The sequence below is a fragment of the Stenotrophomonas acidaminiphila genome, from assembly GCA_002951995.1.
Lineage (GTDB): Bacteria > Pseudomonadota > Gammaproteobacteria > Xanthomonadales > Xanthomonadaceae > Stenotrophomonas > Stenotrophomonas acidaminiphila_A.
The window spans coordinates 2569371-2593370 of record CP019797.1 but is presented as its reverse complement, the minus strand read 5'-3'; the positions used below and the strand labels follow the sequence as shown (position 1 = coordinate 2593370).

The 24000-nt window shown below is 69.9% G+C and carries 16 protein-coding genes and 6 pseudogenes; 14 read left to right on the top strand and 8 right to left on the bottom strand.

The window, feature by feature from the left end; genetic code table 11:
* Positions 1-560 precede the first annotated feature (560 nt).
* The 3 genes and pseudogenes from B1L07_11635 (at position 561) to B1L07_11625 (ending at position 5239) form a co-directional block, all read left to right on the top strand.
* Positions 561-3404, top strand: a pseudogene (locus tag B1L07_11635) (hybrid sensor histidine kinase/response regulator).
* A complete protein-coding gene (locus B1L07_11630) occupies positions 3391-4743 on the top strand; it encodes a hypothetical protein (GenBank protein ID AUZ55626.1) in 1353 nt (450 codons plus the stop codon). The pseudogene B1L07_11635 and the gene B1L07_11630 overlap by 14 nt, the downstream one beginning before the upstream one ends.
* 25 nt (positions 4744-4768) lie before the next feature.
* Complete coding sequence (locus B1L07_11625) at positions 4769-5239, top strand: chemotaxis protein CheW (protein AUZ55625.1); 471 nt, start codon at positions 4769-4771, stop codon at positions 5237-5239.
* Positions 5240-5478: 239 nt separating this feature from the next.
* Here B1L07_11625 and B1L07_11620 read toward each other — a convergent pair.
* Positions 5479-6212 (bottom strand): annotated as a pseudogene (locus B1L07_11620) (16S rRNA (uracil(1498)-N(3))-methyltransferase).
* A gap of 124 nt (positions 6213-6336) precedes the next feature.
* Here B1L07_11620 and B1L07_11615 point away from each other — a divergent pair.
* The 4 genes and pseudogenes from B1L07_11615 (at position 6337) to B1L07_11600 (ending at position 8825) form a co-directional block, all read left to right on the top strand.
* Positions 6337-6884, top strand: a pseudogene (locus B1L07_11615) (ADP compounds hydrolase NudE).
* Entirely contained in the window at positions 6863-7687 is an 825-nt protein-coding gene (locus tag B1L07_11610) for a 3'(2'),5'-bisphosphate nucleotidase (protein AUZ55624.1), read from the top strand. Before B1L07_11615 ends, B1L07_11610 begins: the two are co-directional and overlap by 22 nt.
* Positions 7688-7698: 11 nt before the next feature.
* Positions 7699-8514, top strand: a complete 816-nt coding sequence (locus B1L07_11605) for a nucleoside triphosphate pyrophosphohydrolase (protein ID AUZ56568.1) — start codon at positions 7699-7701, stop codon at positions 8512-8514.
* Positions 8514-8825: pseudogene (locus B1L07_11600) on the top strand (hypothetical protein). The gene B1L07_11605 and the pseudogene B1L07_11600 overlap by 1 nt, the downstream one beginning before the upstream one ends.
* A 13-nt stretch (positions 8826-8838) precedes the next feature.
* Here B1L07_11600 and B1L07_11595 read toward each other — a convergent pair.
* Positions 8839-9614: pseudogene (locus B1L07_11595) on the bottom strand (IS481 family transposase).
* A gap of 36 nt (positions 9615-9650) precedes the next feature.
* Positions 9651-9782 (bottom strand): annotated as a pseudogene (locus B1L07_11590) (hypothetical protein).
* A 125-nt stretch (positions 9783-9907) separates the two neighbouring features.
* On the opposite strand from B1L07_11590, the gene B1L07_11585 reads away from it, so the two are divergent.
* The 6 genes from B1L07_11585 (at position 9908) to B1L07_11560 (ending at position 14717) form a co-directional block, all read left to right on the top strand.
* On the top strand, positions 9908-10210 hold the full coding sequence (locus B1L07_11585; protein ID AUZ55623.1) for a hypothetical protein: 303 nt from the start codon (positions 9908-9910) through the stop codon (positions 10208-10210).
* 64 nt (positions 10211-10274) lie between these two features.
* Complete coding sequence (locus B1L07_11580; protein AUZ55622.1) at positions 10275-11243, top strand: hypothetical protein; 969 nt, start codon at positions 10275-10277, stop codon at positions 11241-11243.
* Positions 11244-11246: 3 nt separating this feature from the next.
* Positions 11247-11678, top strand: a complete 432-nt coding sequence (locus B1L07_11575) for a hypothetical protein (protein AUZ55621.1) — start codon at positions 11247-11249, stop codon at positions 11676-11678.
* An 84-nt stretch (positions 11679-11762) separates the two neighbouring features.
* Complete coding sequence (locus tag B1L07_11570; protein AUZ55620.1) at positions 11763-12869, top strand: glycine cleavage system protein T; 1107 nt, start codon at positions 11763-11765, stop codon at positions 12867-12869.
* Between the two features lie 86 nt (positions 12870-12955).
* Complete coding sequence (locus tag B1L07_11565) at positions 12956-13351, top strand: glycine cleavage system protein H (GenBank protein ID AUZ55619.1); 396 nt, start codon at positions 12956-12958, stop codon at positions 13349-13351.
* 886 nt (positions 13352-14237) lie between these two features.
* Positions 14238-14717, top strand: coding sequence for a hypothetical protein (locus B1L07_11560; protein ID AUZ55618.1), 480 nt, complete (start codon positions 14238-14240; stop codon positions 14715-14717).
* Positions 14718-15057: 340 nt separating this feature from the next.
* Here the strand turns inward: B1L07_11560 and B1L07_11555 are convergent, their stop codons facing one another.
* Positions 15058-16470, bottom strand: a complete 1413-nt coding sequence (locus B1L07_11555) for a serine hydrolase (protein ID AUZ55617.1) — start codon at positions 16468-16470, stop codon at positions 15058-15060.
* 125 nt (positions 16471-16595) lie between these two features.
* A complete protein-coding gene (locus B1L07_11550; protein ID AUZ55616.1) occupies positions 16596-18200 on the bottom strand; it encodes a GMC family oxidoreductase in 1605 nt (534 codons plus the stop codon).
* A 108-nt stretch (positions 18201-18308) separates the two neighbouring features.
* Here B1L07_11550 and B1L07_11545 point away from each other — a divergent pair, with 108 nt between their 5' ends.
* The gene (locus B1L07_11545) at positions 18309-19610 is read left to right on the top strand and encodes an MFS transporter (GenBank protein AUZ55615.1); all 1302 of its coding nucleotides are present in this window, start codon (positions 18309-18311) and stop codon (positions 19608-19610) included.
* A gap of 423 nt (positions 19611-20033) precedes the next feature.
* Here the strand turns inward: B1L07_11545 and B1L07_11540 are convergent, their stop codons facing one another.
* The 3 genes from B1L07_11540 to B1L07_11530 form a co-directional block, all read right to left on the bottom strand.
* Positions 20034-20510 carry a DUF4442 domain-containing protein gene (locus B1L07_11540; protein ID AUZ55614.1) on the bottom strand — a complete coding sequence of 159 codons (477 nt, stop codon included), beginning with the start codon at positions 20508-20510 and terminating at the stop codon, positions 20034-20036.
* A 69-nt stretch (positions 20511-20579) separates the two neighbouring features.
* The gene (gene fadE / locus B1L07_11535; GenBank protein AUZ55613.1) at positions 20580-23051 is read right to left on the bottom strand and encodes an acyl-CoA dehydrogenase; all 2472 of its coding nucleotides are present in this window, start codon (positions 23049-23051) and stop codon (positions 20580-20582) included.
* Positions 23048-23938, bottom strand: coding sequence for an alpha/beta hydrolase (locus B1L07_11530; GenBank protein AUZ55612.1), 891 nt, complete (start codon positions 23936-23938; stop codon positions 23048-23050). The genes fadE and B1L07_11530 overlap by 4 nt, the downstream gene beginning before the upstream one ends.
* Positions 23939-24000 lie beyond the last annotated feature (62 nt).

Here is a 24000-nt window from a genome sequence, read left to right as displayed (position 1 = left end):
CCGGGCAGGCGCTCGCATCGGCCAGCGGCTTGGCGCAGGCGCAGGATGCGATGCCGGCCGACGCGGACATGCCGCGCCAGGCCGGGGAGCGCGATGCCATCGCGGCCGATGCTGGCATCCAGTTCGTGGACGCCGCACCGTCGGCGGTCGACGATACCGTGCCGCAGGGCGAAGCAGGCCACGACGACGCGCAGGCCGTGACCGATGCCGTGGCGACGACCGCGACCGATGAAGCCATGGGCGGCCTGCCGCCGTCGCTGGAGGTCGCGCCGCTGGCGCCGGCGTCCGGCCAGGACCAGGCCGCCACCGACGACGCGGCGCTGGATGCCCGGTTCGGGATCCAGGCGGGTACCGACGCCGATAGCAACGCCGAGGCCAGCGTTCACAGCGGCGCGGAAGCCGGCAGCGAAGCCGAAAGCGCAGTCCAGCTCCAGGCCGTCGCCGGCAACGAAGCGGAAGCCGACATTGAAGCAGAAGCCGAAGCTGAAGCCGGCATCGAAGCGGAAGTAGAGGCTGAAACCGAAGCCGAAACCGAAACCGAAACCGGCATCGAAGCCGGAGCCGACGTTGAAGCCGAAGCCGACGTTGAAGCCGGAGCCGACGTTGAAGCCGGAGCCGACGTTGAAGCCGAAGCCGAAGCGCGAGTTGAAGGCGAGCGCCACGACATCCACGACGCCGACGCCGAAGCCGAAGCCGAAGCCGACGCCGAAGCCGAAGCCGAAGCCGAAGCCGAAGCCGGGAGCGACGCCCGCGTCGAGCCCGCGTCGCCGACCCCGTCGCTGCATGAGGCCGAGGCGCCGGCTGTCGCCGCCGAAGCGGCTGCGTTCGATGCCGGCCCGCTCGATTTCGAAGATCTCGACCGCGAACTGGTCGATATCTTCGTCGAGGAAGGCAAGGACCTGCTCGACCATTGCGATCGTCTGATCAGCGAGCTGCGCTCGGCGCCGGAAGACCGCGAGCTGCTGGCCGGGCTGCAGCGCGACCTGCATACGCTCAAGGGCGGCGCGCGCATGGCCGGCATCAACGCCATCGGCGATCTCGGCCACGCCATCGAGTCGCTGCTGGAAGCGGTGGCGGCCAGCCGCACCGAGATCGGCCGTGGCGACGTGCAGCTGCTCGAACGGGGTTTCGACCGCCTGCACCAGTTGCTGATCCGTACCGGTGCGCACCGCGCGGTGCAGATGCCGGTCGACCTCATCGAGGCGTTCGAGCTGCGTACGGCCGGTGGTGGCGAAGCGCTGGAAGCGGCCGTGCCGGTGGACGCCGTGCCGCCGTCGCCGCAGGCCGCGGCAGCGACCACCGTCGAGGTGCTGGACGCAGCGGCCGAACCGGAATGGCAGGCGGCGGGCGCCGCCGCCGATCCGGCAGCGCCGTCGCCGGCCGATGCCGCAGGCGTTGTGGCGCCGGACAGCCAAGCCGTTGCCGGAATTGAAGCCGTCACCGGAGTCGACATCGAAGTCGGCGCCGACGCCGTTGCAGCGCCGGCGACCGCGGTCGAACCGCAGCCGGTGGCTGCCGCGGCCATCGCCAGCGAGCCGTTGTCGCCGCCGGTGGTCGAGGCCCAGGCCGTCGACGAGGAAGGCACGACCCGTACCCAGGAGCAGGTGCGCGTCCGCGCCGACCTGCTCGACCGCCTGGTCAACCATGCCGGTGAAGTCGCGATCTACCGCTCGCGCCTGGAACAGCAGCTGGGCGCGTTCCGCAGCGCCATGGCCGAGCTGGACCGCACCAACGCCCGTCTGCGCGACCAGCTGCGCCGCCTGGACCTGGAAACCGAGGCGCAGATCGTCGCCCGCTACCGCCGCGAGCAGGAGCAGGCCGACCAGGCATTCGATCCGCTGGAGCTGGACCGCTTCTCGACCCTGCAGCAGCTCAGCCGCGCCCTGAACGAATCGGCGGCCGACCTGGGCGGCCTGCAGGGCGTGCTCGACGACCTGTCGCGCAATTACGACGCCCTGCTGCAGCAGCAGTCGCGGGTCAGTTCCGAACTGCAGGACGGGCTGATGCGTGCGCGCATGGTGCCGTTCGACGGCCTGGTGCCGCGCCTGCGCCGCGTGGTACGCCAGGCCGCGCAGGAACTGGGCAAGCAGGTGCACCTGAACCTGGAAGGCACCCACGGCGAACTCGACCGCAACGTGCTCGATCGCATGGTCGCGCCGCTGGAGCACATGCTGCGCAACTCCGTGGCCCATGGCCTGGAGACGCCGGCGCAGCGCCTGGCCGCCGGCAAGCCGGAGGAGGGCGCGATCACCCTGCGCCTGCGCCGCGAAGGCTCGGAAATCGTGCTGGAAGTGGCCGACGACGGCGCCGGTCTCGATCGCGAGGCGATCCGCCGCCGCGGCGAGCAGCGCGGTTTGATCCAGCCGGGCGAACAGTTGGACGATGCGCGCCTGGACAACCTGATCTTCGCGTCCGGTTTCAGCACCAGCGAGCAGGTCAGCCAGCTCGCCGGCCGCGGCGTGGGCATGGACGTGGTGCGCAACGAAGTGCGCCAGCTCGGCGGCTCGGTGGACATCCACTCGGTGCGCGGCCAGGGCGTCACCTTCACCCTGCGCCTGCCGCAGACGCTGGCCGTCACCCAGGCGGTGTTCGTGCGCATCGGCGAGACCACCTTCGCGGTGCCGGTGGCATCGGTCAGCGGCATCGGCCGCATCGCCCGCGAGCGTTTCGAGTCCGGCCAGGGCGGTTACCACTACAACGGCGAGGACTTCGCGCTGCACGACCTGGGCACGCTGGTCGGGCAGGCCGCGGCCAAGGCCGAGGGCCAGCCGCAGATCCCGCTGCTGCTGGTGCGCGCCGGCGACCTGCGCGCCGCGGTGGCGATCGACCAGGTGCTGGGCAACCGCGAAATCGTGGTCAAGCCGGTCGGCCTGCAGATCGCCTCGGTACCGGGCATCTACGGCGCCACCATCACCGGCGAAGGCAACGTCGTGGTGATCCTGGACGTGGCGCCGCTGGTGCGCCGCCACCTTTCGCAGCCGCAGCAGCCGGTGGAAGTGGCGGCCGTTGGCCAGCAGCGGCATGTGCCGCTGGTGATGGTGGTGGACGACTCGCTGACCATGCGCAAGGTCACCGGCCGCGTGCTGGAACGCCACAACTTCGAAGTGGTGGCGGCGCGCGATGGCGTCGAGGCGCTGGAGCGGCTCGAGGAGCGGGTGCCCGACCTGATGCTGCTGGACATCGAAATGCCGCGCATGGACGGCTACGAGCTGGCCACCGCGATGCGCGCCGATCCGCGTTACAAGGAAGTGCCGATCGTGATGATCACCTCGCGCAGCGGCGACAAGCACCGCCAGCGCGCATTCGAGATCGGCGTGCAGCGTTATCTCGGCAAGCCGTACCAGGAGCTGGATCTGATGCGTAATGTCTATGACCTGCTGGGGATCGCCCGTGTCCGCGAGTGACCGTCCCAGCGCCCGGCCCGTGGCGCTGCTGGCGCGCCCCGGCGTCGCCCGCGAGCGCCTGCGCGAGGCGGTGCTCGCCGCCGGTGGCGCGCTGGTCCTGGAAGAAGACCCGGGCGCGTTGGACCCGGCCGTGTTGCAGGCACTGGGCCCGACGATGGTGCTGGTGGCGCTGGAACCGGCGCTGGAGGACGCGCTGGAACGGCTGGCCCCGGCCCTGGAAGGGCCGCAGCTGGAGCTGATGTTCGAGGAGGCCGAGCTGGCCGCGCGCCGCGAAGGCTGGGACGCACAGCGCTGGACGCGCCATCTCGCCGCCAAGCTGCACGGCCATGACCAGGTGCTGCCGCCCGGCCAGGAAGAGGACGCGTTGACCCTGCCGGAGCCGGGCATGCCCGAGCGCCCGGCCGAGCGCCATGCCGATGCGCCGCTGCAGTTCCATGTCGAGGAGGCCGCGCAGCACCTGGACGAGGTGCCGGTCGACACGCTCTATGCGCCGCCGCCAGCCGGTCACGACCGGCCCGAAGTGCTGAGCTTCGAGGAGTTGATGGCCATGGCGCCCGCCAGGGCCGAACCCGCCCCCGCGCCGGCCGTGCCGCCCGAACTGCCGCCACCGGCCGACGCCCAGGCGCCGCTCGCGGCCGGTGCGCCGTCGCTGCCGGGCAGTTTCCACAGCTGGTCGCTGCTCGACGACGACGCCTATGTCGCGCCCGCCGCGGCGCCCGCGTCGGCCGGCGAGGTGGCGCAGGCACCGGCCGACGCCGCCGACGCCATCGACACCGGTGGGTTCTCGCTGGTCGCACTGGAATCGGATGCGGAGGCCGCCGCCCAGGGCGCGGTGCTGCTGCTGGCCGGCATCGGCGGCCCGGATGCGGTGCGTCGCCTGCTGAGCGCGCTGCCTGAGGATTTCCCGCTGCCGGTGCTGGTGCAGATGCGCCTGGACGGCGGCCGCTATGCCAACCTGGTCAAGCAGATGTCGCGTGTTGCCGTGCTGCCGGTCGCCCTGGCCGAGGCCGGGCAGGCGCTGGAAGGCGGCAATGTCTACGTGCTGCAGGACGGTGTCGGGGTGGCGTCGCAGGCCGGCGGCCTGCGCTTCGCCGACGACACCGCGCCGGTGCTGCAGGCATTGGCGGTGGAACGTTCGGCGGTGGTCATGCTCAGCGGCGCCGATCCGTCGCTGGTGCCTGATGCGCTGGCGTTCGCCGAGCGCGGCGGCTGGGTGGCCGGACAGAGCGGCGATGGCTGCTATGACCCCGAAGCCGCCAGCCAGCTGGCCGTGGCCGGGCATCCGGCCGGGCCGCCGGAATACCTCGCTGGCGAGCTGGTCCAGCGCAGCTACGGCTGAGCCGCACACGAGCAAGGAACCGACCATGAGTTATGCAAGCAACGATGAAGTCCGTGGCGTCCTGATCCAGGCCGGCGCCGAGCGCGTGCTGCTGCCCAATGCCACCGTCGCCGAGATGATGTCGCGGGTGCCGGTGCAGCCCATCGAGGGCGCCCCCGACTGGCTGGCCGGCTATATCGCCTGGCAGGGCTGGGAAGTGCCGCTGCTGTCCTACGCCCGCTTCAACGGCGGCGACGAGCCGGTCTCCGGCAGCAACAAGGTGGTGGTGCTCAAGGCGCTGGGCGGCAACCCGGAAATGCCGTACTTCGCGCTGCTGACCCAGTCCTTCCCGCAGCTGATCGCGGTGCCGCGCGACGGCCTGCTCGCCGACGCCTCCGAGGAAAGCCTGCCGCAGGGCGTGCACATGCGCGTGCTGCTGGGCGAACAGAGCGCGCTGCTGCCGGACCTGGACGCGATCGAAAGCGCGGTGGTCGCCGCACTGGCGGCGGTGGCCTGAAGCCACCCCATCGATGCGGGGCCTGCCCCCGCACGAGCATTGCCGGCAGGTCCGCGTGTGGGGCAAGCGCCACGATACCTACGTGGGCACGATCACCGGCAATACGCGCCAGGCTGCCATCTGCGCCATCGGTGCGGGGCCTGCCCCGCACGGGCATTGTCGATCCGGTCGCGTTGCAGGCGGGGCAGGCCGCGCATCCGCGGTGCGCCATGCAGTACACCGCCCACCGCCGTGCGCTCCTACAGGTCGCCCAGCCGCGCCTGCAGTGCGGCGATGGCGGCCAGCCCGCGGTCTCGGTGCGCAGGATGCGCGGCCCCAGCTGCAGCCCCTGGAAGCCGGCGTCGGCCAACTGCTGGCGGTCGCGTGGCGACCAGCCCCCTTCCGGGCCGATGGCGATCACCACCCCGCCGGCCGGCGCCGGCGGCAGCGCCGACAGCCGGTGTGCGCCCTGTGGATCCAGGGTCAGGCGCAGGCTCTGCGCCGGCAGCGCTGCCGCCGCCGTGGCCAGCGCCTGCGGCGCTGACAGCGCCGGGATGCGGGCGCGGCCGGACTGGCCGCAGGCCGAGCCGATCACGCTGCGCCAATGCGCGATGCGCTTCTCCGCGCGCGCGGCATCCAGCTTCACTTCGGTGCGCTCGGCGTTGACCGGGACGATCGCGGTCACGCCCAGCTCGGTCGCCTTCTGCAGGATCAGGTCCATCTTCTCGCCGCGGGCGATGCCCTGCAGCAGGGTGATCGCCAGCGGCGATTCGTTGTCCAGCGCCTGCGCGGCGTCGATCCGTACCTGTACCTCGCGCTTGCCCACCGCCAGCAGCGTTGCCGTGTAGTCGCTGCCGTCGCCGTTGAACAGCACGCAGGCATCGCCCTCGCGCAGGCGCATCACCCGCACCAGGTGGTTGGCGGCGTCCTCGGGCAGGGTCACGGTCTGCCCGGCGTGCAGCGGCAGTGCCACGGGGCAGCGGGTCAGGCGCATGCGCGGCTCCGGCAGGGCGGGGTCATCGTCGTGGCGGCGGGGTCTGCTAGCATTTCGGGCTCATGGAAACGTATCTGCCAGTGCGCATTCTAGCGATCCGCCCGTCCTCCGCCCGGAGCCCCGCATGAGCCGCCGGTTGCCGCTCATCCATCGCGTGCGCGGGAGGACATCGGTCCGTTCCACCAGGAACACCTGGACCTGGAGTTCTCCAACGGCGAACGCCGGCATTTCCAGCGGCTGGTCAGCCGCGGCCACGGCGCGGTGGTGGTGGTGCCGATGTTGGACGCGGACACCGTGCTGCTGGTGCGTGAATACGCCGCCGGCCTGCACCGCTACGAACTGGGGCTGGTGAAAGGGCGCATCGACGCCGGCGAAACCCCGCAGCAGGCGGCCGACCGCGAGCTCAAGGAAGAGGCCGGCTATGGTGCCCGCCGCATCGACGTACTGCGTACGCTGACCCTGGCGCCGACCTACATGAGCCACCAGTCGTGGCTGGTGCTGGCGCGCGATCTCTACCCCGAGCGCCTTGCCGGCGACGAACCCGAGGAGCTGGAAGTGGTGCCCTGGAAGCTGGCCGAGCTGGACGCGCTGATGCTGCGCGAGGATTTCTCCGAGGGGCGCTCGCTGGCGGCCCTGTTCATTGCCCGCGAATGGCTGGGGAAGGCGCCGTGAGCGTCCTCGATCCGTCGCTGCGCGAGGCCGTCATCGGCATCGCGCGGCAGGCCGGCGCGGCCATCATGCAGGTCTATGCCGATGGTTTCGACGTCGCCCACAAGGACGACCTGAGCCCGCTCACCAGCGCCGACCTGGCCGCGCACCACGTGATCGTGCACGGCCTGTCGCAGCTGACCCCGGACCTGCCGGTGCTATCGGAGGAATCGGCGCAGCTGCCGTGGGAGGCGCGCCGCCAGTGGCAGGACTACTGGCTGGTCGATCCACTGGACGGCACCCGCGAGTTCATCAAGCGCAACGGCGAGTTCAGCGTCAACATCGCGCTGATCCGCGAGGGCGTGCCGGTGTTCGGCGTGGTGCAGGCACCGGTCACCGACGTCGTCTGGCACGCCCTGCGCGGCGATGGCGCGTGGCGCCGCGAGGGGGGACGCGAGGACGCCATCCTCACCCGGCGGCCGCCGGCGCTGCCGCTGCGGGTGGCGGCCAGCCGCTCGCACCGCGATGCGCGCACCGGCGAACTGCTTGCGCGCATGGGCGAGATCGAACTGGTGGCGCAGGGCTCGTCGCTGAAGTTCTGCCGCATCGCCGAGGGCACGCTGGACGTGTACCCGCGGCTGGGGCCGACCAGCGAGTGGGACACCGCCGCCGGACAATGCGTGCTGGAAGCGGCCGGTGGCGTGCTGCTGGCCGCCGATACCGGCGAGCCGTTCCACTACAACCGCCGGCCGCGCCTGCTCAATGGCGACTTCATCGCATTGGGCGACCCGTCGCTGCCGTGGCGCGACTGGGTGGCCGCGCCGTGAGCGCCGGCGACCTGGGCGAGCCCGGTGACGTCGCCACCCTGCTGCGGATCATGGCGCGCCTGCGCGATCCGCAGGGCGGCTGCCCGTGGGACCTGCAGCAGGATTTCTCCAGCATCGCGCCGTACACGATCGAGGAGGCCTACGAGGTCGCCGACGCGATCGACCGCAACGACCTGGCCGGGCTCAAGGACGAACTGGGCGACCTGCTGCTGCAGGTGGTGTTCCATGCGCAGATGGCCAGCGAGCAGGGCGCGTTCGCCTTCGCCGACGTGGTCGCGGCGATCAGCACCAAGCTGCTGCGCCGGCATCCGCATGTGTTCGGCGATGCCCGGGCCGACGACGCCGGCCAGGTGGTGGAGAACTGGGAGCAGATCAAGCAGCGCGAGCGCGCCGACGCCGGCGATACCGACGACTCGGCGCTGGCCGGCATCGCCCGTGGCCTGCCCGAATGGCAGCGCGCGCTGAAACTGCAGAAACGCGCCGCGCGTACCGGCTTCGACTGGCCCGACGTTGCGCCGGTGCTGGACAAGCTGCGCGAGGAGGTCGACGAGGTGCAGGCCGAGTTCGAAAGCGCCGCGCATCCCGGCCGACACGCGCGGCTGGAGGACGAGATCGGCGACCTGCTGTTCGTCTGCGCCAACCTGGCCCGCCACGCGCGGGTGGATCCGGGCAGCGCGCTGCGCCGCGCCAACCTCAAGTTCGAGCGCCGCTTCCGTGCCATGGAGGCGCTGGCCGCCGCGCGCGGGCAGGTGATGTCCGCGCTGGACCTGGAGCAGCAGGAAGCGCTGTGGCAGGCGGTCAAGCGCGGGGAACAGGACGCGCCGTGATCAAGACCCTGGCGCTGTTCGCGGTGACCGCGCTGGCCGAGATCGTCGGTTGCTACCTGCCGTGGTTGTGGCTGCGCCAGCAGGGCAGCGCCTGGCTGTTGTTGCCGGCGGCGGCCAGCCTGGCGCTGTTCGCCTGGCTGCTGACCCTGCACCCCACCGCAAGCGGCCGTGTCTACGCCGCCTATGGTGGCGTCTACGTCTGTGTCGCACTGCTCTGGCTGTGGCGCGTGGATGGGATCGCGCCGACCCGGTGGGACCTGCTCGGCGCCGGGCTGTGCCTGCTCGGCATGGGCGTGATCATGACCGGTCCCGCGCCGGCGCGGCCTAGGTGTGTAAACCCAGCAGGTTGTTCAGTGGTATGCGGGAGATGGGTGGTTTGTAGCCAAGACTGGCGTGAGGGCGGTGCCAGTTGTAGTGGTGCAACCAGCCATGGAGGGCATCGGCGCGCTGCCCGGAGTTGTCATAGGCGCGGGCATAGGCCCATTCGCGCAGGCTGGTCTGCACCAGACGTTCGGCCTTGCCGTTGGTGCGGGGCGTATAGGGACGCGTGCGCAGGTGGCGCAGGCCGAGCCGACGGACCAGGCGCTGGAAGCGGCGCGACCTGTAGCAGGTGCCATTGTCGGTCAACACCCGCTCGAAGCACACGCCCAGGCTGCGGTAGTAGCGCACCGTACGGATCAGGGCCTTGCAGGCACTGGTCCCGCGCTCGTCCGGCTCGATGGAGGCGAAGGCCACGCGCGAGTGATCGTCGATGGCCAGGTGGACGTATTCCCAGCCGATGCCCCGGTGCCGGCGCGACCGGTCGCCGGTGACACGGTGGCCGGGGAGCCGATCCGCCCCAGCTTCTTGATATCCAGATGCAGCAGTTGGCCCGGTAGGGCGTATTCGTAGCGGTTGTGCGGCAGCGCCGGTTCCAGTTCGGCCAGCCGATGCAGGCCGGCGCGGCGCAGCACCCGGGCGATGGTGCTTGGCGCCACGGACAGGCGCTGGGCGATGTGGCGATAGGTCTGGCGTGAGCGGCGCTGCTCCAGCACCTGCGCCACGATCACCGGGGATAGGGCGTGGGGACTGGAATGCGGTCGGGAGCTGCGGTCCGTCAAACCACCCGGACCCTCCTCCCGGTAGCGCTTGAGCTACTTATAGGCCGTGCGTACGCTCACGCCGGCCGCGTGGGCGGCCTCTTCGATGCGCAGGCCCTGTACCAGGATGCGGTCCACAAGCAGGGCTCGACCGCGTGGGCTCAAACGGGCATGTTTATGCAGGTTCATCCGGGGCTCCTGGGGCTGGTTGGCTTCGTAACCCCCATCTTCCAGCGATGCCCCGGATGAACAACCTACTGAGAGATCACACCTAGGGCGCTATGCTGCGCGCATCGCCCGTCGAGGGATGCGTCATGGCCCGTTTCGGCAGCTTCCGCGAGTTCTACCCGTTCTACCTGAGCGAGCACCGCAACCGCACCTGCCGCCGGCTGCATGTGCTGGGCAGCGCCGCCGCCCTGCTGTGCCTGCTGGCGGCGCTGTTGAGCGGGCGCTGGCCGTGGGCACTGGCCGCCCTGGGCTGTGGTTACGGCTTCGCCTGGGCCGGGCATCTGTTCTTCGAGAAAAACCGCCCGGCCACATTCAGCCACCCGCTGTATTCGTTCGTCGGCGACTGGGTGATGTTCGCCGCGGTACTGCGCGGCCGGCTGCCGTTCTAGCCGGCGCCGGCTGGCTATACTCGGGCCGGCAACCCGACGAATCGAATTCACAAGGAGCGTACTGATGGGCGGCGGTTTTTTTCTCGCGGCGGTGATACTGGTGGGCGGTGCGATCGTGCTGTTCAAGACGGTGCGCATGGTGCCGCAGGGCTACGAATGGACGGTGGAGCGCTTCGGCCGCTACACCCACACCATGTCGCCGGGCCTGCACTTCCTGATCCCGGTGGTCTATGGCGTCGGCCGCAAGGTCAACATGATGGAGCAGGTGCTGGACGTGCCCAGCCAGGAAGTCATCACCAAGGACAACGCGGTGGTGCGGGTGGACGGCGTGGTGTTCTTCCAGGTGCTGGACGCGGCCAAGGCCGCCTATGAGGTCGCCAACCTGGAGGTGGCGATGATCGCGCTGGTGCAGACCAACATCCGCACCGTGATCGGCTCGATGGACCTGGACGAATCGCTGAGCCAGCGCGAGACCATCAACGCGCAGCTGCTGAGCGTGGTCGACCATGCCACCAATCCCTGGGGCATCAAGGTCAACCGCATTGAGATCCGCGACATCCAGCCACCGCGCGACCTGGTCGATTCGATGGCACGGCAGATGAAGGCCGAGCGCGAGAAGCGCGCGCAGATCCTGGAGGCCGAGGGCCTGCGCCAGGCCGAGATCCTGCGCGCCGACGGCGAGAAGCAGGCGGCGGTGCTGGAAGCCGAAGGCCGCAAGGAGGCCGCGTTCCGCGACGCCGAGGCGCGCGAGCGCCTGGCCGAGGCCGAAGCCAAGGCCACCGCGATGGTGTCCGAGGCCATCGCCCAGGGCGACGTGCAGGCGATCAACTACTTCGTCGCGCAGAAGTACGTGGAAGCCTTCCGCGAACTGGCCAGCTCGCCCAACCAGAAGCTGGTGCTGATGCCGATGGAGGCCAGCGGCGTGATCGGCTCCATCGCCGGTGTCGCCGAACTGGCCCGCGAGGCCTTCGCCCGGCAGGAAGAACGCAAGGCATCGCCGTCGCGCGGCAACCCGCCGCCGCTGGGGCGCTGAGCCATGCGCTGGGAGGTAGTGGGCTGGGCGGCGCTGGCGGTGCTGCTGTTCGCCGCCGAGGCGATGGCGCCGGGCGCATTCATGCTGTGGATGGGCTTCGCCGCCACCGCCGTGTTCCTCGCGGTGTGGGCGTTCGACGGGTTCAGCGTGCTGGCCCAGGTGGTGCTGTTCGTGGTGCTCAGCTTCGTCTCGATCCAGGTCTACCGCACCTGGTTCCGCCGCCGTGACCGGCCCAGCGACCAACCCTTGCTCAACCGTCGCGCCGAGCAGCTGATCGGCCGGGTGGTGGTGCTGGACCAGGCCATCGCCAACGGCGTCGGCCGGGCCCGGGTCGACGATGCGTTCTGGGTCGTGGCCGGCCCGGACCTGCCCGCCGGCAGCCGCGTGCGGGTGGTGGCGGTGGACGGCATGACGCTCAAGGTGCAGGACGCCTGAGGCAGGGCGGCGCGGGTTCCGCGCCGGCATGGGCGCGGCCCGGGCCATCTGGGATAATGGCCGCTTTCCTCGCATGGAACGGCCATGACCCTGAAGACTCTCCTCAACGAAACCCACCGCTCGCTCGGCGCCAAGATGGTCGATTTCGGCGGTTGGGACATGCCGATCCATTACGGTTCGCAGATCGACGAGCACCATCTGGTGCGCCGCGCTGCGGGCATGTTCGACGTCAGCCACATGACCGTGGTCGACCTGAAGGGCGCGCGCACCCGCGAGTTCCTGCGCCAGCTGCTGGCCAATTCGATCGACAAGCTCAAGGTCACCGGCAAGGCGCTGTATTCGTGCATGCTCAATGCGCAGGGCGGGGTGATCGACGACCTGATCGTCTACTTCCTGGCCGACGATTTCTTCCGCATGGTGGTCAACGCCTCCACCCGCGAGAAGGACCTGGCCTGGATCCGCCAGCATGCCGCGGCGTTCGACGTGGAAGTGGTCGAGCGCGAGGACCTGGCGATCGTCGCGGTGCAGGGGCCGCAGGCGCGCGCGCTGGTCGCCGGCCTGGTCGCCGAGGGCGACCGTGCCGCGCTGGACAAGCTCGGCCGCTTCGCCGCGCTGGACGTCGCTTCCGTCGATGGCGTGCCGCTGTTCGTGGCACGCACCGGTTACACCGGCGAGGACGGTTATGAGGTGCTGCTGCCGCAGGCGGCGGTGGTCGGCTTCTGGAACGCGCTGCTGGCCGCGGGCGTCAAGCCGGCGGGCCTTGGCGCGCGCGACACGCTGCGCCTGGAAGCCGGCATGAACCTCTACGGCCAGGACATGGACGAGAGCGTCACCCCTTACGAAGCCGCGCTGGCCTGGACCGTCGCCCTCGACGAGGGCCGTGCGTTCATCGGCCGCGACGTGCTGGAAGCGCAGAAGGCCTCCGGCAACGCACGGCAGATGATCGGCCTGGTGATGGACGACAAGGGCGTGCTCCGCCACGGGCAGAAGGTGCTCACCGCCAACGGCGAGGGCGAGATCCTGTCCGGCACGTTCTCGCCGACGCTGGGCAAGGCGATCGCCTTCGCCCGGGTGCCGGCCGGCGAGCCCGGCGAGGTGCGCGTGGACATCCGCGGCAAGGAAGTGCCGGTGCGCGTGGTCAAGTTCCCGTTCGTGCGCGACGGCCAGCCGCAGCCCGGCATCAACGCCTGACAATCCCGCGGCCGCGCGGGGCACCGCCCCGCGCCGTCCGTTAAACTACGCATCCACCCCGTCCACCGTTTCTTCGGAGCAGTTCCATGAGCGAGATCCCCGGCGACCTCAAATTCCTCAAATCCCACGAATGGGCCCGCGTCGAAGGCAATGGCCGCGTCACCGTCGGCATTTCCGACCACGCGCAGGGCCTGCTGGGCGACCTGGTCTACGTCGAACTGCCCGCCGTGGGCGACACGGTGCAGGCCGGCAACGCCGCCGCCGTGGTCGAGTCGGTCAAGGCCGCCTCCGACGTGTACAGCCCGGTGTCCGGCACCGTGGTCGAAGTCAACGAGGCCCTGGCCGACAAGCCGGAAACCATCAACGAGGACGCCTACGGCGAAGGCTGGCTGTTCGTCGTGGAGATGTCCGAGCCGGAGCAGGTGAACGAGCTGCTGGGGCCGGACGACTACGCCGAGCTGCTGGAAAACGACGACCACTGATCCGGTTGCTTCGCGCCCACCGGAACGGCCGCCTCGTGCGGCCGTTTCTTTTTTCATCGCCGCGCGTCGCTGGCAGCGTGTCGCTGGCCGGCATGCCGTCGATGCACGCGCACGGTCGGCGCCGCGACGGCGGCGTCCATCCCCTGGTTCGGTGATGTGCGGTTGTCGCCCGCGCGCGTCGACGCGCGATGCCCGGGCGCCCGGCGAAGCGACAACCGGTGGCGACCATCGTGATCGGCGCGGACGCCCGCGATGGCTCCGGCAGGCGCCGATTGTTTGCGCAAAACCTTCCCCGCGATGCGCGCGGGCACGCTCGCGGCGCAACCAAACCAGGTCGCGCCGCCATTTTTTTTTCACACGCCCGGAACCGCGGTCGCGGCGTCGGCGTTTGTGCGCCCGCCGCCGCGGTGCGTGCGCGCCGCGAACGGATAGTGCTTTTTTTACGGTGTTTTTCGCATGCGCCGACATGGCGTGCGCAGTGCATGCGGCGGCGTCGCCGGATGTGCGGGCGGCAATGGCGGGCGTTGCCGGCACGGTTGGTGTGAAGCTTTCCGGAAAAAGTTGCGCGCGGGTAGTTGACAGTAAAAAAAACCGTGATTAGGTTTCGCCCAGCAGACCTTTGCTGCGGAAGCGAGTGAGCCGGATCAACATTCAGATGCGAAGCACAACCTGGACGTCCGCCACGATTGCACGGATGGTGGAGCAGGAGTCGCTTCCTTCCGCGAAACACCCCCGAACAAGACATGGCACCCGTGGCGGGAATCGTTGCGGGTGTTTCTGTATCCGTCACGATGCCGCTGACGCATCGTCGGTCCTCCGCGATACACCGCGGATTTGCTTCAACTGGGCATTTCAATTCCATAGATCACTGACGAGGAGCCATCCAATGGCCACGAAGAAAGCTGCGAAGAAGCCGGCCGCCAAGAAGGCGGTGAAGAAGGTCGCGAAGAAAGCTGCTGCCAAGAAGGCAGTGAAGAAGGTCGCAAAGAAGGCCACCGCCAAGAAGGCAGTGAAGAAGGTTGCCAAGAAGGCGACCGCCAAGAAGGCAGTGAAGAAGGTCGCCAAGAAGGCCACCGCCAAGAAGGCGGTGAAGAAGGCGGCGAAGAAGGTTGCCAAGAAGGCCACCGCCAAGAAGGCGGTGAAGAAGGTCGCCAAGAAGGCCACCGCCAAGAAGGCGGTGAAGAAGGTTGCCAAGAAGGCTACGGCCAAGAAGGCGACCGCCAAGAAGGCGGTGAAGAAGGTCGCGAAGAAGGCTGCTGCCAAGAAGCCGGCCGCCAAGAAGGTTGCTGCCAAGAAGAAGCCGGCTGCCCGCAAGAAGAAGGCGGCTCCGGTCGCGCTTCCGGCCACCCCGGCGCCGCTGATCTGATCCAGCGCTGAAGCTGTACCTGGAACTCCTTCCCCGACTGCCCAGCGGGGAGGGAGTTTTTTTATGCGCGCGCATCACCCGGGCGCGGCCGGGGTGACGCCTGGTACCGGAGACGACAGGCACCGCCGCGGACACCTGCCGGCGAACGGCCGCGCGGTCGCGCGGTGACGCGATGCATCGCCTGCCGCCCGCGCCGCTCCATCGGCGCTGGCGGCAGGCGCAGGTGCGCCGACGCCGGGTGCGGCCCGGGCGTGGGGCCGGGCGCGGGCACCGTGCCGGAGACGCAGCAACGATAAAGGCGGCCGAAGCCGCCTTGTCGGTGCGTCCCCCGGGCGCCGGGTCAGCGCGGAGACGCGGTGGCCCGGTCGGAGGCGACGCCCTTCCTGCCACGCGGCGGATTGGCCGGGGTCTCGTCCGCCATCAGGTTGTCGCTGCCGAAGTCGGTGTCCACGTCCAGCCAGCGCTGCGTCGGCAGGCCGAGGGCACGGTCGAGGATGGTCGGCATCAGCCCGCTGGGCACGCTGCTCTCGCCATTCCACATCACCGCGATGCCGAGATCGCGCTCGGGCAGCAGCGCGACCAGGCCGCGGTAGCCCTGCACCGCGCCGGCGTGGAACACCACCGTATGGCCGGCGTAGTCGAACACGCGCCACCCCAGTGCATAGCCGGCCGAGTCCAGCCGCTGGCGGCGCCAGCCCGAACGCATCTCGCCCGGCGTGTTGACCAGCGGTGCGTGCAGGGTCGCCAGCAGCGGTGCCGGCAGCACGTCGGGGCGATGCCCGGTGTGCGCCAGCAGCCACTGCGCCATGTCGCTGGCGCTGGCGTTGACCCCGGCGGCCGGGGCGACCCGGTAGTAAGTGGGCTTGGGCGACAGCGAAACCCAGCCGTTGCGGCTGCGCACGTGCGGGCGCGCCCAGCGCGGACTGGCCTGGATGCCGGCCAGGCCGAGGCTGGCATCGTTCATGCCCAGCGGCTTGAAGATGCGGCGCTCGACCGCCTGCTCGTAGAAGCTGCCAGAGGCCGCATAGACCACGTCGCCGATCAGGCTGAAGGCGACGTTCTGGTAGGCGTAGCATTCGCCGGGCTCGCACTTGAGCGGCGCGCTGGCGAGCTTGCGGGTCAGCGTGTAGTAGTCGGCGTTGGCCTCGATGTCGCGGTCGTACGCGTTGTACGGCAGGCCGACGCGGTGGCTGAGCACGTCGGCCACGGTCAGCCGGCCGGTGGCCTCGGGCGTGGCCAGCTGGAAGCCGGGCACGTAGTCGGTGACCTTGCTGTCCCAGCGCAGGGTGCCGTCGTTGACCAGCAGCCCGGCCATGGTGCCGGCGAAGGCCTTGGACAGCGATGCCAGGCGGAACACGGTGTGCGCATCCACCGGCTGCGGATTGCCGATGTCGGTGACGCCGAAGCCGCGGGTGGACAGCACGCGGCCGTTGTGCACGATCGCCATCGCGATGCCGGGCACGCGGTTGCCGTAGGTGAGTTGTTCGGCCATCGATTCGATGGCGGCGACATTGAAGCCCTCGGGCAGGGCCTGCACCTGGTCCGGGCGCAGCGCCACCCGGTAGGGCATCGGCTGCGTCGGCGACTGCATCGGCGCGTTCTCGAGGTTCACCGGCAGCGGCGGGGCCGATGCAGGCAGCGGCTGCGGCGCGGTGGGCGTCTGGGCGGTGGTCGACAGTGCGAAGGGCATCAACACACCGAGCAATCCCGATGCCACCGGACGGAAACGCCGGCGTCTGCTGTTCTCTTTCATCGTGATCGATGCCTGCTAGCTAAGGCTGTCGCCGATTCTAGCGCCGCTTTTCTGGATTGCACAAACGGGGAGAAGATGAATAGGCATCATCTTGATATTGCTCGGTTTTGCAGTCCGACCACGGCTCAGCGCGGCGCGGCGGCCTGCGGATCGAGGATCAACGCCGCCGCACGCTCGGCCATCATGATCACCGGCGCGTTGGTGTTGCCGCTGACCAGCGTGGGCATCGCCGAGGCGTCGATCACGCGCAGTCCGTCCACGCCGCGCAGCCGCAGTTGCGGGTCGAGCACCGCCGCGTCGTCGCTGCCCATGCGGCAGGTGCCGACCGGGTGGTAGATGGTCTCGGCCTTGGCGCGGACGAACGCCTCCAGGCCGGCGTCGTCCAGGTCCTCGCGGGCGGGGAAGATCGGCGCGCGCCGCCAGCGGTCGAACGCGGGCTGGCGCAGCAGGTCGCGGCTCAGGCGTGCGGCCTCGATCATCATCTTCAGGTCGAAGCCGTCGTCGTCGCCCAGGTAGTTGGCATGGATCCGTGGCGCAAGCGACGGGTCTGCGCCAGCCAGCGCGATGCGGCCGCGGCTGCGCGGGTGCAGGTAGCAGGCGTGCAGGGTGTAGCCATCGCCGGGCAGGCGGTGGCGGCCATGGTCGTCGAGCATCGCCGGCACGAAATGGAACTGGATGTCGGCACGCTCGTCGGCGGCGAAGCGCGAGCGCACGAAGCCGCCGGCTTCGGCGATGTTGCTGCTGCCGGCGCCGCGGTGGCCGCGCAGGAACCAGTCGAACGCGATCTTCAGCTCGCTGGCGCGGTCGTAGCTGACACCGGGAACGGTGCGGTACAGGGTGCAGATATCCAGATGGTCCTGCAGGTTGGCACCCACCTGCGGCTGGTCGAGCCGCACCGCGATGCCGTGGGCGCGCAGGGCATCGGCCGGACCGATGCCGGAGAGCATCAGCAGCTGCGGCGAGTTGACCGCGCCGGCGCTGAGCAGCACCTCGCGCCGTGCGTGCAGGTGCTGCCGCTGCCGGCCCTGGCGCAGCACGATGCCGTGCGCGCGGCCGGCGTCGACCTGGATGCGCTCGACCTGTGCGCCGGTGAGCACGTGCAGGTTGCGGCGCTGTCGTACCGGCGCCAGATAGGCGGCGGCCGACGAGCAGCGCGCGCCTTGCTTCTGCGTCACCTGGTACAGGCCCACGCCGACCTGGGTGGGCCCGTTGAAGTCAGCATTGTGCGGATGGCCGGCCTGCACGCCGGCGTCGACGAAGGCATGGCTGAGCGGGTTGACGTAAAGCAGGTCGGAAACATGCAACGGGCCGGCGTCGCCGTGCAGCGCGTCGCCACCACGGCTGTTGCATTCGGCTTGGCGGAACCACGGCAGCACGCCGGCCCAGTCCCAGCCGCTGGCACCGGCCGCGGCCCAGCGGTCGTAGTCGCCGGCGACGCCGCGCACGTAGCACATCGCGTTGATCGAGCTCGACCCACCCAGCACCTTGCCGCGCGGCCACCACAGCCGCCGTCCCTGCAACTGAGGTTCCGGTTCGGTGTGGTAGCTCCAGTTGAGGCGGCGGTTGTCGACCAGCCGGGCCAGCCCGGCGGGCATGTGGATGAACGGGTGGCGGTCGCGCGGGCCGGCCTCGACCAGCAGTACCTGCAGCTGCGGATCGGCACTGAGCCGGTTGGCCAGCACGCAGCCGGCCGAACCGGCACCGATGATGATGTAGTCGAATTCCCGCATCGCGCTTCCCCCTGGCGTATCGCCAGCATAGCCGGGAAGAACGCCCGCACTGGCGATGTTGCAGTGCATCGGATACCGTGCGCGCTTTGTGGCGACAGGTGCAGGCCGATGCGGTCCGGTCAGGGCAGGGTACATGCGGGGGAGCGGCTGGCGGTTGCGCTGTCCTTCGCCTATTTCTTTTGCGTGCTGGCCGCGTACTACGTGATCCGTCCGCTGCGCGAGCAGCTGGCCGCCGCGGTCGGCTCGACCCAGCTGCCCTGGTTCTACGGCGCCACCTTCATCGGCACCCTGCTGCTGTCGCCGCTGTTCGCCGCGCTGGTGACGCGCTGGCCGCGGCGGGTGGTGATGCCGGTGGTGCAAGTGTTCTTCATCGCCTGCCTGCTCGGGTTCGTGCCGTTGTTCGCGTGGCCGGAGCTGCTCGGGCCGAAGACGCTGGGGGTGACGTTCTTCGTCTGGGTGAGCGTGTTCAACCTGTTCGTGGTGTCGGTGTTCTGGAGCTTCATGTCCGACATCTGGGACAGCGCGCAGGCGCGGCGGTTGTTCCCGGTCATTGCCGTGGCCGGCACGGTGGGCGCGGTCGCCGGGCCGATGCTGACCCGTTCGCTGGTGGGCGTGATCGGCGTGGCGCCGCTGCTGGTGGTCTCGGCGGCACTGCTGTGCCTGGCGCTGGGGTGCGTCGTGGCCCTGGGGCGCTGGGCGCGGCGGCATGGCGCGCGCCGCCACGAACCCGGCCACGAGGCCGCGGTCGGCGGTGGCATGTTCGACGGCCTCAAGCAGGTGTTCGCCGATCCGTTCATCCGCAACATGTCGATCCTGCTGCTGCTGGCCGACGGCATCGGCACGGTGAACTATGCGCTGGTGACCGACTACTCCGGGGTCACGTTCGCCGACGCGGTGGCGCGCACCCGCTTTGCCGCCAACATCGACCTGGCCGGCAACGTGCTGACCGCCATCACCCAGCTCACCCTCACCCGCTGGCTGCTGCCGCGCAAGGGGCCGGGCATCGTCATCATGATCTGGGCGCTGGTCAGCGTCGGCGCGCTGTCGCTGGTGCTGTTCGCGCGCGACCCGCACGCGCCGCTGCTGATGGGCATGCCGGCGGTGGCGATCGCACTGATCGTCAGTCGCGGCCTGGCCTACGGCATGGCCGAGCCGGCGCGGCACAGCCTGTACACCCGGGTGCCGCGCAGCGTGCGCTACAAGGGCCAGAATGCGGTGGACACGGCGGTATGGCGGTTCGGCGACATGTCCATCGCGCTGGGCATGAACTGGTTGCGCGTGCTGGGCATGGGCACTGCCGGCTTCGCCGGCGTCAGCGCGGCCGCGGCCGTGATCGCGGCGGGCATCGGCTGGCGGCTGTCGCGTCGCCCCGAGGGCGTGCCGGCGCCGGAGGCGCCGCCCGCCCGCTGATGGCTTTGCCGGGCGCGCGCCGGCCCATGGCGCGTCCCAGGCCAGCGCCAGCGGCGCGGCATGCAGCGCCGCGCCCAGCGCGGACACCACGCTCAGCAGCGGCGCGTACCAGCCATGCAGGTGCCGCGATGCCGACCGCTCCAGCATGCGCCACGTCCAGAACAACGGCACAAGTCCCTGCAGCGCCGGTCCAAGCGGCGTGGCGCGCGGTTCGCGGCCGAAGACCAGTGCCAGCGCGCGCTTACCGGCGAAGACGTGGACCTGACGCGGATCGGGGATCTGCATGACCGTGCGCTTGGCCAGGCCGTTGCGGGCGAGGTCGCGATTCCGGGCGAACCGCTTCCACCAGGCCAGGTCGGAGGCCGCAGAGCGCAGGCCGTGCACGCCGTCCGGGCGCACGGCCCGTTCGGCGGCGTTCGTGGCCTAGCCGTTTGCGCGGCGCGGCGACACCCACATCGCGATGCGGGCGGTGAACACCTCGGTGCCCGCCGCATCGCTGATGCCGACCCGCACCGGCAGTTCGTACCCGGTGGGGGCGCTGGCGATGGGGCGTTCCGGCACCGCCACCGCCTTCAGCGGGCCGCGCGCCTTGGCCAAGTAGCGCACCTCCATGCCCCTGGGAATCCAGCGCATGTCGGCCGGCAGCGAGGCATCGGTCATCAGGCCGGCGGTCAGCTCGGCCAGATTGCACAGCGCGATCGCATGCACGGTGCCGATGTGGTTGCGCACTTTGCGGCGGTCGGCCAGGGTGCCTTCGCAGCGGCCGTCCGCGAGCAGGGTGATGCGCGGGGAAATACTGGCGAAATACGGCGCCTTGAAGCACACCGCGCGGGTGAACAGCCAGCGTCCGCCCGGCCAGCGCGACAGGCGCCGGTACAGCGTCAGCAATGGGGGGCTCATCGTCGCCTCCTGGACAGGGAAACGGCGGGCAGGTGCCCGCCGTCTTCCGGTTGCGTCGGATGGCCTGGTTCAGGCCACCTGCTGCGGCTGCCGGCCGTGGTGGTCGTAATACGACGCGGCACGCAGCTCATGCGGATCGAAGTCGTCCACGGTGATGGTATCCAGGGTGATCGCGCGCAGTTCCTCCAGCAGGGTGCGCTCGTCCTGGGTGATGACCCCTTCGGCCACCGCCTCGTCCAGCTGTGCGGGGAAGGTCAACGCCTCGATGCCCTTGGTCTTGAGCGCCTTGAGGAACTTGCGCTCCACCGGCTCGGCCATGACCGCCTTGGTCAGGTAGCTGGCGATGCGGCCACCGGGGTTGTTCTCGCACGGGGTCAGGAACACGCCCTTGGCCAGCCGGTCGCGGGCTTCGTTGGGCGACATCAGGGCGGCGGCCACGCGCCGGCTCAGGCGATCGCCGGGAGCTTCGGCGCGGCGGCCGAACGGGAAGATCAGCGCCCACATCAGCCAGCCGATCGGGCGGATCGGGAAGTTGCGCAGCGCCGCCGACAGTGCCTCCTCGATGCGGTGCACGCTGTCATGGAACGCCCACGCCAGCAGCGGCTGGTCGGCCGTCGGCGCGCCTTCGTCGTGGTAGCGCTTGAGCATCGCGCTGGTCATGTAGATGTGGCTGAGCACGTCGCCCAGGCGGCCGGACAGCGATTCCTTGAACTTGAGCTTGCCGCCCAGGGTCATCATCGAGATGTCGGCCATCAGCGCCAGGTTGGCGGAGTAGCGGTCCAGCTTGCGGAAGTAGCGGCGGGTGTAGGCGTCGCCCGGGGCGGCACCGAAGCGCGCGCCGGTCAGCCCGAACCAGAACGAACGCACCGCGTTGGAGATGCCGAAGCGCACATGGCCGAACAGCGCCTGGTCGAACTCGCGCAGGCCGGCCTTGCGGTCCTCGTCCTGGGCGGCCTTCATTTCCTTGAGCACCCACGGATGGCACAGGATCGCGCCCTGGCCGAAGATCAGCAGGCTGCGGGTCATGATGTTGGCGCCTTCCACGGTGATCGCGATGGGCGCGGCCTGCCAGCTGCGGCCGGCGAAATTGCGCGGGCCGAGGATGATGCCCTTGCCGCCGATGACGTCCATCATGTCGCTGATGCACTCGCGGCTCATGTTGGTGCAGTGGTACTTGGCGATGGCCGACGGCACCGACGGCACGTCGCCGCGGTCCACCGCCGCCGCCGTGGCCTGCGACAGCGCGCTGATCTTGTACGCCTTGCCGCCGATGCGGGCCAGCGCTTCCTCCACGCCCTCGAAGCGGCCGACCGACAGGCCGAACTGCTTGCGGATGCGGGCGTACGCGCCGGTGATGACCGCGCCGGCCTTGGCACCGCCCGAGGCGGTGGATGGCAGGGTGATGGAGCGGCCGACGGCCAGGCACTCGTTGAGCATGTTCCAGCCCAGGCCGCGCTTGTCCGGGCCGCCGATGATCTGGCTGAGCGGGATGAACACGTCCTTGCCGCGGATCGGGCCGTTCTGGAACGGCGAGTTCAGCGGGAAGTGGCGGCGGCCGACTTCCACGCCCGGGGTTTCGCGCGGCAGCAGCGCCAGGGTGATGCCGATGTCCTTGGTGTCGCCGAGCAGGCCGTCGGGGTCGTACATGCGGAACGCCAGGCCGATCAGCGTGGCCACCGGCGCCAGGGTGATGTAGCGCTTGTCGAAGGTCAGCTTCAGGCCGAGGACTTCCTCGCCGTTCCAGGTGCCCCTGCAGACGATGCCGAAATCGGGGATGGAGGTGGCATCCGAGCCGGCGAACGGGCCGGTCAGGCCGAAGCATGGCACCTCGATGCCCGCCGCCAGGCGCGGCAGGTAGTAGTCCTTCTGTTCCTGGGTGCCGTAATGGTTGAGCAGTTCACCCGGGCCCAGCGAGTTGGGCACGCCGACGGTGGAACTGACCACGCTGGAGATCGACGCCAGCTTCTGGATCACCTTGTGGTGGGCCAGCGCGGAGAAGCCCAGGCCGCCGTACTGCTTGGGGATGATCATGCCGAAGAACTTGTTCTTCTTGATGAAATCCCACAGTTCCGGCGGCAGGTCGGCGTGGACATGGGTGATTTCCCAGTCGTTGACCATCCGGCACAGTTCCTCGACCGGGCCGTCCAGGAATGCCTGCTCTTCGGCGGTGAGCTGCGGCTTGGGATAGTCCAGCAGCTTCTGCCAGTCCGGATCGCCAGTGAACAGCTCGCCCTCGAAACCGACCGAGCCGGTCTCCAGCGCGATGCGCTCGGTCTTGGACAGCGGCGGCAGCACCTTGCGGAACACCCCCATGAACGGCGAGGTGATCAGCGGCTTGCGCAGGAACGGCAGCAGCACCAGCGCGCTGACCACGGCCAGGATCGCCGCGGCGACGATGACCGCAGTCGGGTTGATGCCCGCGAACCAGCAGATGCCCAGCAGTACGGCGCCGATCACCGTCCAGGTGACCAGCCGCATGCGGTGATAGGCGACGAAGGCGGCTGCCAGCAGCAGCGCCAGGAAGGGAACGACAGTACTCATTGACTTGCTCCGGTAACGTGCTCGGTTCGGGCGGACGCGGCGGCGGAAGCCGGGGGCAGTGCGTCCAGGTAATTCAACACGGCGGCGGTAAACGCGTCGTTGTCATCGCCTGCCACCATATGCGTGGCGTCGGCCAGATGCACGTGTTGCGCGTGCGGCACCAGCGCCAGGAATTCGGCCACCGTCTGCGGGGTGACCAGGTCGCTGCGGCCACCGCTGACCAGCAGCAGCGGGCATTCGACGCGGCGCGCGGCTTCGGCGATGGCATCCTGGTGCTGTTCGCTGTCGCGCGCCAGTTCCTCCACCAGCCTCGGATCCCAGTGCCAGCTCCAACGGCCGCTGCCGGTGGGGCGCAGCAAGCCGCGCAGGGCATCGTCGCTCTTGCGCGGGCGATGCGGCATATAGGCGGCGATGCTGTCGGCGGCCGCTTCCAGCGAGGCGAAGCCATCCGGGTGCGCGCTCATGAAGGCGAGGATGCGCTCGACCCCGCGGGTTTCCCAGCGCGGGGTGATGTCCACCAGCACCATCGCCGCGAACAGCCCCGGCCAGCGCGCCTCGGCCATCAGCCCAAACAGCCCGCCCATCGACGCGGCGACCAACACCGGTGGCCGCGGCAGTTCGCCTGCGACCACGATCAGGTCGTCGGTGAACTGCTCGCCGTGATACGGCAGCCCGGCCGGATTCCAATCGGAACCGCCATGGCCACGCGCATCGTAGGCCAGCGTGGCGTGGCCGGCGGCATGCAGCGCCGCGGCAGTCGTGGTCCACGCGCCGCGGGTCTGGCCGAAGCCGTGCGCGAACAGGATCGGCGGCTTGTTTCCAGGGGCTTTCGTGGCGGCCAGTCCGATGCCGTGGGCACCTTCCAGGCGGGTGTCTTGCGCGTGCATGGGGCTCACAGGGAGAAAACCGTACCCGATAGTATGGATTCGCCCGGACACCTGTCAATACT